General features: G+C 37.2%; 12 protein-coding genes. 9 read left to right on the top strand and 3 right to left on the bottom strand.

Annotated elements, in window-relative coordinates; genetic code table 11:
* The first annotated feature begins 99 nt into the window (after positions 1–99).
* The 9 genes from J5J03_RS12030 (at position 100) to J5J03_RS11990 (ending at position 9,671) form a co-directional block, all read left to right on the top strand.
* Entirely contained in the window at positions 100–984 is an 885-nt protein-coding gene (locus tag J5J03_RS12030; protein ID WP_208589821.1) for a cell division protein FtsQ, read from the top strand.
* Positions 981–2,678, top strand: coding sequence for an ABC transporter ATP-binding protein (locus J5J03_RS12025; protein WP_208589820.1), 1,698 nt, complete (start codon positions 981–983; stop codon positions 2,676–2,678). The genes J5J03_RS12030 and J5J03_RS12025 overlap by 4 nt, the downstream gene beginning before the upstream one ends.
* Positions 2,662–3,471 (top strand): energy-coupling factor transporter transmembrane component T family protein, encoded by an 810-nt coding sequence (locus J5J03_RS12020; RefSeq protein WP_208589818.1) that lies wholly within the window; start codon positions 2,662–2,664, stop codon positions 3,469–3,471. The genes J5J03_RS12025 and J5J03_RS12020 overlap by 17 nt, the downstream gene beginning before the upstream one ends.
* Before the next feature lie 12 nt (positions 3,472–3,483).
* The gene (locus J5J03_RS12015) at positions 3,484–4,260 is read left to right on the top strand and encodes a PHP domain-containing protein (protein WP_208589816.1); all 777 of its coding nucleotides are present in this window, start codon (positions 3,484–3,486) and stop codon (positions 4,258–4,260) included.
* 372 nt (positions 4,261–4,632) lie between these two features.
* Positions 4,633–5,331 carry an urease accessory protein UreF gene (locus J5J03_RS12010; RefSeq protein WP_208589814.1) on the top strand — a complete coding sequence of 233 codons (699 nt, stop codon included), beginning with the start codon at positions 4,633–4,635 and terminating at the stop codon, positions 5,329–5,331.
* 11 nt (positions 5,332–5,342) lie between these two features.
* A complete protein-coding gene (locus J5J03_RS12005; RefSeq protein ID WP_208589811.1) occupies positions 5,343–6,098 on the top strand; it encodes an urease accessory protein UreD in 756 nt (251 codons plus the stop codon).
* Between the two features lie 49 nt (positions 6,099–6,147).
* On the top strand, positions 6,148–6,972 hold the full coding sequence (locus tag J5J03_RS12000; RefSeq protein WP_208589809.1) for a helix-turn-helix transcriptional regulator: 825 nt from the start codon (positions 6,148–6,150) through the stop codon (positions 6,970–6,972).
* A 105-nt stretch (positions 6,973–7,077) separates the two neighbouring features.
* Positions 7,078–8,565, top strand: coding sequence for an alpha-glucosidase/alpha-galactosidase (gene melA / locus J5J03_RS11995; protein ID WP_208589807.1), 1,488 nt, complete (start codon positions 7,078–7,080; stop codon positions 8,563–8,565).
* A gap of 380 nt (positions 8,566–8,945) precedes the next feature.
* A complete protein-coding gene (locus J5J03_RS11990) occupies positions 8,946–9,671 on the top strand; it encodes an MBL fold metallo-hydrolase (RefSeq protein WP_208589805.1) in 726 nt (241 codons plus the stop codon).
* 37 nt (positions 9,672–9,708) lie between these two features.
* Here J5J03_RS11990 and J5J03_RS11985 read toward each other — a convergent pair whose 3' ends face one another.
* The 3 genes from J5J03_RS11985 to J5J03_RS11975 form a co-directional block, all read right to left on the bottom strand.
* The gene (locus J5J03_RS11985; protein WP_208589803.1) at positions 9,709–10,746 is read right to left on the bottom strand and encodes a LacI family DNA-binding transcriptional regulator; all 1,038 of its coding nucleotides are present in this window, start codon (positions 10,744–10,746) and stop codon (positions 9,709–9,711) included.
* A gap of 113 nt (positions 10,747–10,859) precedes the next feature.
* Entirely contained in the window at positions 10,860–11,699 is an 840-nt protein-coding gene (locus J5J03_RS11980) for a sugar ABC transporter permease (protein ID WP_208589800.1), read from the bottom strand.
* Positions 11,699–12,997 (bottom strand): carbohydrate ABC transporter permease, encoded by a 1,299-nt coding sequence (locus tag J5J03_RS11975; protein ID WP_208589798.1) that lies wholly within the window; start codon positions 12,995–12,997, stop codon positions 11,699–11,701. The genes J5J03_RS11980 and J5J03_RS11975 overlap by 1 nt, the downstream gene beginning before the upstream one ends.
* Positions 12,998–13,203 lie beyond the last annotated feature (206 nt).

Below are 13,203 nucleotides of genomic sequence, written 5' to 3'. Positions count from 1 at the left end.
ATAAAAGTTAACAAATTTACATTCTCTTAACTTCATTCGCAAAATAGATTAATAATCCTTCTTTACAATGAAGATAATCAAATAAAGGAGGTAGAAAAAATGGCAACATTAAATCAACGTTATAAGCTAACACAGTCACAAAAAATGATGGTCTTTATTTTATCTATGTCGTTGTATGGTCTTTCGAATATGATTACGGAATTGGTGCCTAGTGCATACCTTGGTCCAATCGAATTTTCGATTGAGTATTTTGCCTTTATTCCTTTAACATTATGTATTTTGTTCCACCCGTTATATGCTGCGATCGGTGCATCCTTAGGAGAAGTAATTTTCGGTGAGTTGATGCTCGGCCAATTCGGCGGCTTTGGTGAATTAGAGAAGTTTATCGCTTTTTCATTAGCGATGTATGTAGCAGGCACATTTGTACGTGACCCCAAAAACAAGGCACAAGTCGGAACGGCTGCCATCTTAGGGGTGCTTATTCATCAGGCGATTAGCGCAATGGTCGATATTTTAAAAGTTTGGGTCGGCGTCGAAGAGTTGGAAGCTGTACCAGGATTAGCAGAAAGTGTTGTAGTTGTGGAAGGTGTCGCTTTTCTTAATGATGTCTTGTTCTCAGGTATTCTATTTGCCTTGTTACCAACTTTATATTTAGTACCAAGGTTATATGGAAAAATCGAACCGCTATTAGGTATGAAACCACGTGATCGTAATGACCGCTATTCATTAGGTGAAATCGTTGGTCCACGATTAATCGTTACAGGTATTTTTCTTGCTGCTGCAGCTTTTCTATTTGAATATCTTTCAGAATCAGGCTTTAATGTCGAATGGGAAGCAGATTTCCTGGAAATGTTCGGTGACTGGTTTATTTGGATAAGTCTTGGAGTTGCGTTAATAATAGCAATTATTACGATTACGTTTATGATCAAGAAAAAATCAAAAACAAACGCGGCTGATCAACAGGAGGAAAAGATTCCATCATGACATCTCAAATCGAAATAAAAAACGTCACCTTTCAATACCCAGGTGCCGAACATCCAGTCTTAAATAATATCAAATTATCGATTAAAAAAGGGGATTTTATTGCAATATTAGGTGGAAATGGTAGTGGTAAGTCAACAATGTGTAAGCTGTTGAATGGTTTAATTCCGCACTATTACGTTGGCGATTTTTCTGGGGAAGTGGCAGTAAATGGCTACAAAACAACGGATTACAAAGTAGCAGATTTATCCAAGCATGTTGGCTATGTTTATCAAGACTTTGAAAATCAGATTGTCAGTCCGAGAGTGTTAGAGGATGCATCTTTTGCTCCTCTGCACTACGGACTGCCTGATTTTCGTGAAAGAGGACTCCATGCCTTAAAGTTAGTCGGCCTAGAGGAGCAGAAGGATGCTTTTATATGGCAGTTAAGTGGTGGGCAAAAGCACCTATTAGCATTAGCAAGTGTACTGTCATTGAATCCTGACATTATAATTATTGATGAACCGGTCGCCCAACTTGATCCCCATCATGCCAAAGACATTTATGATATTTTAACGGAATTAAATCAAGTGCACGGTAAGACGATCATTGTCATTGAACATCATACGGAATTTGTTGCTTCTTACGCGAAGAAAGTGGTGCTGATGGATCAAGGTTCCATTCAGTTCACGTTACCAGTTGCCGAAGCATTAAATCAAGTTGATAGATTACTTGCACACCAGATTTATCCACCACAGGTTACACAAGTTGCACGAGAAACAGGAATGGACGGAAGATTACCTGTTACGTTAGAAGAAGGTTTGTCTCATTTTTCCACTACAGAACCAAAAGAAAGTACATATATTTCCAGTAGGGAGCAGAAGCAAGCCATTGTGTCATACGAAAATGTCGATTTTTCCTATAAAACAATCACAAGAGAAAAGAAACAAGTATTACATCAGATTAACTGCACCATTCATGAAGGTGATTATATCGCGTTAGTTGGTAATAATGGGGCAGGAAAATCTTCGTTTATGCGTTTGATGACAGGATTAGTAAAGGCTGCGGCTGGTGAAGTAATTGTTGATGGAGAGAATACAAGAGATGTGCCTCCTGAATATTTAGCGGAAAAGGTAACATATATTCACCAGAACCCTGAACAAATGTTTATCGAAGATTGTGTGGAGAAAGATGTAGCATTTTTTATGAAATCTCGTAAAATAGAAGATTATCAAACAAAAGTGGATAGATTACTGAAACAATTTGAGCTAACTGAACTTGCTGATCGTGATAGCCGACTATTGAGTGGTGGCCAGCAACGTAGAGCATCACTTGCAATTGGGGTAGGAATGAATCCAGAAATTATGTTGTTAGATGAACCAACCGCCAATTTAGATATTGCAACGAGAAAACACATTACCAAATTACTGGAAAATTTTAAAACACAATTAAAAGCAGTCGTGATCGCTACTCACGATATGCAGTTAGCCAGTGAATTTGCTAATCGGATTATTGTCATGCATGAAGGGAGAATCATTCATGACGGAGATCGTGCTTCGGTATTTCAAAATTACCGATTGTTAGAAAAGGCAGGGCTTGTGCCTCCACAGGTTTTTTCGCTTACGAAATCATTAGAATGGACAGACCCAGCATATACGGTACAGGAGTTTATCGAGCGCTATCAAAGAGAGGAAGTCAGTGATGGAGTATACGCGTAAATTTGCCGATAAGTTGTCGGTAGAACAAGTGAAAATTGAATTACTTAATACGGCATATGGAAACGGAGATACTTTTTTAGCAAAATTGGATCCGAGAACATTATTTATTTGGTACCTGTTCTTTGGAATTGTACCGTGGTTTATTCATGATGTGCGTGTATTGATTGGTATGTGCCTCTTTATGATGGTGACAACATATATGGCGAAAATTAGTCCATTAATTATTTTTATTCTCTGTTTAGGTTTATTAGGGCAAGGTGGCTACTTATTGGTCGTATCATTATTTTTTGGTGGTAATTGGACAACGATGCTACCACTGCTTGTTTTAACTGTTAAATTATCGACGATTTCGCTCGCAAGTATCTCGGTTTTTTGTTCGATGAACCCAGATAAATTAAGTGATGGTCTACTCAAAATCAAGGTGCCAGGTCAAGTTTCTTTTAGTATTGCTTATGGCTACCGGATGTTACCTACTTTATTAGAGGAATATCATCATGTATTTCAGTCATTCCGTTTGCGCGGGAAAGCTCCTGAAAAACATGGATTCTTATATATCCGTTCGATTGCATATTTTGTTAAACTTGCGATGCTTTCTTTCTACCCATTGTTGTTATCGACAGCTAAAAGGGCACGAACAACCGTGGAGGCGTTAGAAACAAAGGGAAGTATGTATGGGTTTAATCACCCTGAAGTAAAGAAATTAAAACTAGCTTCATTAAAAATGAAACGACAAGATTATTTATTTTTGCTAGGTTCCGCTATTTATGTCATAGCATTATTTATATTATTATAGGAAGGTGTTTGTATGATTATTGATTTTCACAGTCATGTAAAGATTTCAAAAAAATCTCGTTTTATGCCGGATTATTTCCGCGAAATGGTAGCAGAGGCGAAACAGAATGGATTAACAGCTTTAGCGTTAACGGAGCATTTTAATACGATTCGATTCTTTGATATCTATTCCTTTTTAGATGAGCATTATAGCTATCTAGATGGTTATTATGATGTCAATGGATTGAAGTTGTTCCCAGGAATAGAGGTGGATGTACAAGAAGTCGGACATATTTTGTTAATTGGTGATCGAAAGGAAGTTTGTGCTGTTCGTGAGCAATTAGCTGATTATATCGATGAGGATCAATTTATTCCGTTTGATTTGTTGATGGATCTTGCGGAAGGGTATTCTCTGATAAAGATTGGTGCACATCCTTATCGTGATAGTACGCCATTAGCGCAAAATGTTTCTAGGGAACAGTTGAAAAGGTTAGATGCGCTTGATTTAAATGGCAAGGATTTATATGCGAAAGGAATAGAGACTTGTCGCCAAGAATTACTTGAATTAGCGGAAGAGATTGATTTACCTGTTGTAGGTGGAAGTGATACTCATCAATATTTGCAATATGGTAGTATCATGAATGTGTTCGAGCAAGATTGCCACAATAGTGAAGAATTAAAACTAGCTATTGTGCAACAAAAATACCAAATAAAAATCTCCGATCAATTACAATTAAAAGTGAAATCTGCTACATTAGTGAAAAAGTATATGAAAAAATATTTGCAAGAAGTGGACACAGTGTCGCTTTAACAGGCGGGATATCACCAAGGTGGTATCCTTTTTTCTTATATGGAAAGAAAGCATAAAATCAGCGCAATGACCGTGTTAAACGAAGTAGTTATGTTGAAATGTTTGATGTCTATTTGCAACGCTCCGTCTAATTACTTCGCTTTCCGCGGGCACGGCCTCCACTAACTATGCAAAGCGGTTTCTGCTCGAAAAAGTTAGCTGAAGGACAAACCCCACGAAAAGGGAAGTGGGCAGGTTTAGTCATAAGGATTGAGCGTTTTTTGCTCGGTTTTTCTTAGTACAATCTCTATTCAGCAACAAATCAATCGAAAGATATTATCAATCCACCTTTATGAGTATGATATAATAGACAAAGAAATGGGGGGGGATTGGATGAGTATCAATGAATCGCAAAAATTATTACATTTATTACATATGCACCATTCATCTTTCTTAAAAAGTCAGGTAGCGCATGCAATTGGAATGGAAATGTATATCCGATCCAAGCAAGTAAATTCGAAGGAAGATCTGGCTTCCTTTTGCCATAGTTACGTCGGTAATTATTTATTATATAACGATGCAATTATTATTAAAGAATTATTTTCAAAACTTAAGAAAAATGATTGGGATCAAGTTCTATATTTAGCCGAAATATATAATGCCAGAAAAAATGTATTGGAGTTAAAGAAGACTAGTCGTCAAGCAGGGAGTCGTTTCCTTGATCGGTTATTATCGATTGAATCGTCACCTATCCTATCCAAATGGTCGGAAGAAATAAAGGATAGAGATTCACTAAATCATTATGTTATCGTATATAGTCTTTACGCATTTGAAAAAGGGTTTGACTTGTTTGCAACGATTCAAACCTATCTATATTTTTCCTTAACAAATCTCATCCAACATGCGGTAAGGGCGATTCCACTAGCACCAAAAGACGCAGAACAAGCCACATTAGAGGCACTAGCAGAAGTGGATCAAGCAACTGAATTGGCGATGACACTACATTTAAAAGATATGCAGAATAATGCGATCGGATTAGAAATATCCGCTATGCAGCATAAATACCTTTTATCAAAATTATTTATATCTTAATGGAGGTAATGATGGAATCGAATAAGCAGTTACAAGCACGGTTTCAGAAAGTCAATCTTCTAGACTATAAAGGTGATCAACCATTAAAAATTGCAAAAGCAGATCAGAGCCATCGTGTATTTACGACCTATAATATTGATGGGCTGAATCAAACAACAGATCCAATTTCGGTAGATTTAACTGTGAAAAAAGCGTCTAATATAAAATTACTAGACACAGCGACAGAAAAAGATACTCGAGAAAATCATTCTCTTCAATTCACCTGTAATATTGAAGAAGAAGCACTATTATTTTTTAATAAGCGAGAGATAATTCCAGTAAATAATAGTAATATTAGCCAGCATATCAAAGTGAATGTCACTGGGGATGCGGAATTTGTCTGGTCGGAAATTGTTCATTTAAATCAAGGGTCTGAATATCATTACTATTCGTTAATGGAGATCTGGACGGAAGAACATTGTTTAGCTTATGATCCGGTCCAGTTTAATGCAAATGAAGAAGTGCTGGCACATCATGGCATGACCGAGTCATTTCCATATGTTGCTTCGATATGGTATATATCACCGAATCCGCCTTTTGATGAATGGGATGTCCAGCAGCGGTTGTCACAAGCGAAGCACCATCGGGCAGGGATGACCGATATCGATGGTAAGGGAATTCTTATTCGTTGGCTTTCAACGGATTTAACATTATTGAAACAAGAGGTCGACGATGTGCTTGCCTTTTTTGATGAAAAAATCACAGATATACGTAAGTGGAGAGTTTGAAAAAAGTTAGGAGATCATCTTCTGGCTTTTTTTCAAAGGAGGAAAGAGAATGGAACAATTTCCAAAGGCTGTGGCATATTATTATAAACGCTGGCACGAGTTTGAAATGGAATTGCACCATCACGATGCAATTGAAATTATGTATGTAATTGATGGCAAATGTCAGATTGAAATTGATGATCGAGTTGTGCAGCTGCGTAAGGGTCAATATATTTATATTCATAGCAATGTGAAGCATCGTTTAAACATTGATAAAGATCACCCTTGCCGGATGTTAAATGTCGAATTTATCCTTCACAGCAACAAAATTACTCCTTATATATCCATTGAACGGCTTTTTCAAACACAGCCATCTTTACAATCATTATTTGACCAGAGCGAGCGGTATTTTCTCTTAAAAGATGATCAAGCGGTATTTTTTACTTTACGACACCTTGTTTTAGAATTAGATCATCACGCTAAGAACAATCAGCTACTGATCGATAACTTAATGGTCCAATTGTTATTGTGGATTGACCGCAACCGACGTGAATATCAGGATCAAGCAGATAATCAGCATATTAAAAAAGCGTTGACTTATATTCATGAACATTATGACACCGAAATAAAGGTAGAAAGCCTTGCGAATATCACACATCTTCATCCTAGCTATTTACATAAAATCTTCAGTCGTTCACAAGGAATGACCATTAATCAATATATTACAAAAGTACGGCTTGAGAAAGCGAAGATGTTGTTAGTCAATACCGAAATTCCTGTTACAGAAATCTCTAATTATGTTGGGGTGAACACGAGCCAATACTTTAGCAATTTGTTTAAAAAAGAAACAGGATTATCACCGTCAGCCTATCGAGAGCATTTGCGTGAAATATAAAAAGCTAGAATTTTACACATAAACTAAACAAGAAACGATAATATTTAAATCGCTTACACTCCTTTCGTGTTAAGATACCTTTAAAGACGAAAAGGAGGTAGAAACATGTCATTTAAAATTGCTTTTATCGGTGCAGGTAGTATTGGATTTACCCGAGGCTTACTTCGTGACATTATGTCGGTACCAGAGTTTCAAACAATAGACGTAGCTTTTACCGATATCAATCAGAAAAACTTAGATATGGTAACACAGCTGTGTCAACGGGATATCGATGAAAATGGACTAGCTATTACGATTGAAGCAACTACAGACAGAAGAACTGCTTTAACAGATGCAAAATATATTTTTAATGTGGTCAGAATTGGTGGATTAGAAGCATTTAAACATGATGTGGAGATCCCCTTAAAATACGGTGTTGACCAGTGCGTCGGAGATACACTAAGTGCAGGCGGAATTATGTATGGACAGCGTGGTATTGCCGAAATGTTAGAAATTTGTAAAGATATTAGTGAAGTAGCGGATCCAGGTGTACTGCTGTTAAACTATGCAAATCCAATGGCAATGTTAACATGGGCTTGCAACAAGTATGGAGGAGTCAATACCATTGGTCTTTGCCACGGTGTACAAAATGGGCATAAACAAATAGCTGAAGTATTAGGAAGGAAAAAAGAAGAGGTTGATATCATTTGCGCAGGGATCAACCATCAGACATGGTATATGGAAGTAAAAACAAATGGAGTCGACCGGACTGGCGATTTATTAGAAGGATTTGAAAGTCACCCGGAGTATAAGGATACCGAGAAAGTACGGATAGATATGCTTCGTCGCTTCGGTTATTTTAGTACAGAGTCTAACGGTCATTTGAGTGAATATGTACCGTGGTACCGCAAACGTCCAGAAGAAATTAACGAGTGGATTGATTTGAGCAGTTGGATAAACGGGGAAACAGGCGGATATTTACGCGTTTGTACGGAAGGACGTAATTGGTTTGAGACAGATTTTCCAAATTGGTTAAAGGAACCGGCCTTTGAATACAAAGAGGAAAATCGCGGTGAAGAACATGGTTCCTATATTTTAGAAGGATTGGAAACCGGTCGTGTATACCGAGGTCATTTTAACCGGGTAAACAATGGAATTATTTCGAATTTACCAGATGATGCGATCATTGAAGCACCGGGTTACGTTGATCGCAATGGAATCAATATGCCATATATAGGGGATTTACCGCTGGGACCTGCAGCTGTTTGTAATGTCAGTATTTCCGTTCAACGCTTGGCAGTGGAAGCAGCTGTTCATGGAGATGATTATTTGTTGCGTCAAGCGATGATGATGGACCCGCTAGTCGGTGCAGTTTGTAACCCGGAAGAAATTTGGCAAATGACAGACGAAATGTTAGTTGCCGAAAAAAAATGGTTACCACAGTATAAAGAAGCGATAGCTCAGGCCGAAAAAAGATTAGCAGAAGAAGAACAAATTCCAACGAAAGATTATCAGGGAGCGACACGAGTAAAAGTGAAATCAGTGGCAGAAATGGCCAAAGACAGAGAAGCAGCTGTGAAAAATGCCGGAGAAGCAGACAAAGGGAATTTTTGATAAAAGTGAAGAAAATTAGTATAGTAAAGCCACTAGGATATTTTAGTGGCTTTTTTACATGCGAACTAATTTAGCAATCTCGTGGATAAAAAAGTGTGAAGTCGAGCATAAGTGTCTTCGAGAAGCACTCTCGAGGACAAAAGAAAGCTAAAATGAAGAAAAGTGTCTTCGAGAAGCACTCTCGAGGACAAAAGAAAGCTAAAATGAAGAAAAGTGTCTTCGAGAAGCGCTCTCGAGGACAAAAGAAAGCTAAAATGAGCAAAAGTGTCTTCGAGAAGCAGAATCTAGAAGACATAAGCAAGCAAAAGCTGACCCTAAGATGTGGTTTAACACTGAAACGAAACAGAAGCCAATTGATTTCTATAAAAGGAGTTGAGCTCATGAAAATAATCCCTCTAGGTATTTGGGGAGGCTACCCGAAGGCAAATAGTGCTACATCTTCTTTTTTAATCGAGGAAGACGGGTTTCATCTGTTATTAGATTGTGGTAGTGGTGTACTTGCGTCGTTACAAAATTACATATCTATTCAGCAATTAGATGCGGTGATTATCACCCATTACCACCATGATCATATTGCGGATGTCGGAGCGCTTCATTACGCAAAATTAATCCAAAACCAATTAGCAGATCAACCTAAAACATTAGCTATATATGCGCATGATCGGGATGAACAGTACCACTCTCTATCTTATAAAGAACATATTGAAGCATATAATATAATCAAATCGTCACAAATAGGTCCTTTTACAATAGAGACAACAGAGACGAATCATCCTGTATACTGTTTAGCAATAAGATTAGAGGCAAAAGGGAAAAAGGTCGTCTTTACAGCGGATACTGGCTGGGAAAAGTCGTTGATCCCGTTTTGTCAACATGCTGAATTGTTGGTTTCGGAGGCTAATCTCTATCAGGAATATGAAGGGAAAATTCCAGGCCATGTGAGTGGTCGACAAGCGGGGGCCTTGGCAGAAAAAGCAGCCGCTAAACAACTGATACTAACTCATTTACCTCATTTCGGCAATGTCCAAAATATATTGAAAGAGGCGGAACAAACATATAGCAATCAAGCAACAATAGCAGTAGTCGGTCGATCGATTACTATATAAAAAAGGTATACCTACTAACACAGGTATACCTTTTCAACTATCGTAAAGTTTCAGGTGTCATCGATTTTGTCGATTGTCTAAATTTAATATCATAAGGAACAATGATACGTTTAGCTGGCTCATCCTTGTTTTTTGCTTTTTCAATTAAGCACCTTGCGGATTGTACACCTAACTGATAGATTTGAATATCAACAGTTGTTAAAGGTGGTGTGGTAATTTCCGATAAATAAAGGTTATTAAATGATGTTAAGGAAACATCTTCAGGACAGCTTAGACCGATTTCTTCTAATGTATTAATAACCCCTAAAGACATCAAGTCATCGGCTACTACCAACCCTGTTGGCGGTTCATCCAACGCAAATAGTTGCTCGACCGCATCACGACCACCGGACTTCAGAAATTCTGCATGTACCGTATATTCATTTGGTAATGGCAAGCCTGCTTCTTCTATGGCAGACTTATAACCATTTAGACGGTCAACAGTCACTGTTAATTCAGTGGAACCACCGATAAAAGCAATATGCTGATGTCCAATGTCTATCAGGTGATTGGTTAAGTCTTTGCTCGCTTTAAAGTTATTATTATCGACATACGTAATTTCACTTTCTTGTTCAGAAGGTTTCCCTACAATAACAAAGGGAAAATTCTTCTCCGTTAAAAATTGTTGTACAGGATCAGCAATTCGTGAATAAAGTAAGATAATACCATCAACCCGGTTACCATTTACCATTCGTTGTACTTCTTCATATACGTCTTGATCATTACCACCCGTTGATACGTATAAAGAATATTCTGCTTCATGGGCAAAAGAGCCAATTCCTCGTAAAACTTCAGGGAAAAATGGATTTTGCAGTGCTTTATCAGCAGATGATGGCATGATGACACCAATTGCTTGTGAAGATCGTACCGCGAGATTACGGGCGTTTATGTTTGGATGGTAACCAAGCTCTTTCATCGCCTTTCGAACACGCTTTTTGGTATCTAAACTGATTCTAGGGTTGTCAGCTATAACTCTGGAAACCGTTGAGGGTGCTACTCCTGCTTTTTTTGCTACGTCTTTTATTGTAACTGCCATAATTTTCACCCTTTAGCTTTCTAAAAATGCATGATTGTCTGATATTTCTATTATATGTTATAAGGTATTAATATCAAAGATATATCATTAAAAAAACGAAAGATATAATGTTACTAACCTTTTGTTCCTCCGGCTGTTAGTCCAGAAATCAAATAGCGTTGCAAGAAGAGATAGACTGTTGCAACCGGGACTGCTATTAAAATAGAACCTGCAGCAAATCTAGTGAAGTTATTAGCAAAGCGATCATTAATAAAATTAAATAATCCAACTGCTAGTGTATAATTATCTTGACTTGATAGTATGATTGATGGTAATAGGAAATCAAAAAGTGGCATCATAAAATTAAATAATGCAACAACTGCTAGAATAGGTTTTGCTAATGGGAGCATAACACTCCAAAATACCCTTAAATGTCCAGCCCCATCAATTCTGGCAGCTTCGTCAAGCTCACGTGGTATAGTATCAAAATATCCTTTAACTAACCACGCATTAAATGGTATTTGTCCTCCAAGGTAAACCAATATCAATCCAGATAATGTATCAAGCATTCCGATCATATTAAGAAAAATATATAATGCTACCATTGCCATCATGACAGGAAACATTTGTAGTAACAGGAAGATATATAATGCATTCTTTTTACCAGCAAATTGGTAACGTGAAAAAGCATATGCTACCAAAGAGGTGATGATCACACTGCCTGCAGCTACTGAGATGGATACAATTAATGAATTTTTATACCATAATAAATAATCACTTTCCTCACTAAAAAGCCATTTATAATGTTCCAATGAAAAATTTTCTGGAATAAGTGAAGATGAATATAAGCTAGTACCCTGATTGAGAGACATTCCCACTGTCCACACTAATGGATAAAAGATAATAATGGAAGTGATAAGAATAACAAGATACATAAGCGTTACTTCAATTTTTGATTTTTGCTTTTGATTCATTACAATTCACCTTCTTCCTTGAATGATTTCGTTTGCCTAAATTGATAAAAGGCAAAACCAGAAATGATAAGTCCCATGATTAAAGAGATAACTGCCGCCATTGCATAGTTGTTCGTTTCAAAGGTTAGTTTGTATACCCACGAAATTAATATGTCGGTACCACCAGCATTCTGATTTCTTACCGGAGGTCCACCTTCATTAAACAAGTAAATAATGTTAAAGTTATTAAAATTTTGCGCATACTGCATGATTAGTAATGGTGCAGTGGCAAACATTACATGTGGAAAAGTAATAAATCGAAATTTTTGAAAACGGGATCCGCCATCTACGTCTGCTGCTTCATACCAGTCTTTTGAGATACTTTGTAAAACACCTGTAAACAATGCGAATATAAATGGGAATCCTAACCATGTTTGAATTAATATAATTGCTGTCCGCGCGTAGAATGGCTCACTCAACCACGGAATCCCTTCTCCACCGAGGAGAGGAATAATAATATCACGGTTTATCGCACCAAAGTCATCATTAAACATAGCTGAGAAAATTAAAATTGTAACAAATGCTGGAACTGCCCAAGGTAAAATTAAAATGGTACGAATTAATTTCTTGAATCGAATTCTTGGATCATTAACGATCAATGCTAAGAATAAACCTATAGCTATTTGCAGTGTTGTTGCAACCACCGTCCATACAATGGTCCAAGCTAAAACACTAATGAAAGTATCCTGCCAGATTGGTACAGTAATAAGTTCTTTAAAGTTTTCAAACCCAACCCAATCGACAAGGTTCCTTGGTGGTGAGTTGTATAAATTATAATTAGTAAATGCCAGTAAGACTGAAAAGATAAGTGGGAATATGACGACAAAAATCATTAGTAATAACCCAGGAACAGTCATTAAATATGGAAAAGCAGTATCATAAAAATCGATAATGGTATCTTTAAGCCCTTTTGGCTTCCATCCATCTTTTATTTTTTTGGCCTGGTTACGTGCATCCATCACATTCCCTACGTATAGCACGATCAAAATAATTGTGGCAATTAATGCTAAGACGCCAAAGACCAATAATCGAATAGAGTGATCTGTACCAGGAATAGTACCTAACGTACGTAATCCCCATAATCCAAAATTAATGGTATCGAATAACGTTATTAAAAAAGCGAGCTCTAATAGAATAAAAATAGTCCCTTTTAAAAATCTACGATTATAAAGTTGACCTAACCCTGCAAAAATTATAGATAATACAGTAGCAATGTTAGGATTGTGTTTTTTAAAGTTGTTATTGGTATTGTGATTCAATTTGATTACCTCCCCAATAGGACAGAAAAAATGAGAGGGAAGAAATAATTTTCTTCCCGGTGAATGTTTTGTCGCGATACTAACCTTCCATAAGCCTTCCACTTTAAGCTTTTAGCAATGTAAGAAAGCTCTAAGTGAGAGATAACGGAAGCTAAACCCTGATAGTTTCGCTATTCATCAGTAGGGGTAAAAATTCCCCGCTGATG

The sequence above is a fragment of the Gracilibacillus suaedae genome (assembly GCF_017599345.1).
GTDB lineage: Bacteria > Bacillota > Bacilli > Bacillales > Amphibacillaceae > Gracilibacillus > Gracilibacillus suaedae.
Note: the sequence above shows the minus strand (reverse complement) of the source record. Positions and strands in the feature narration are given on the sequence as shown.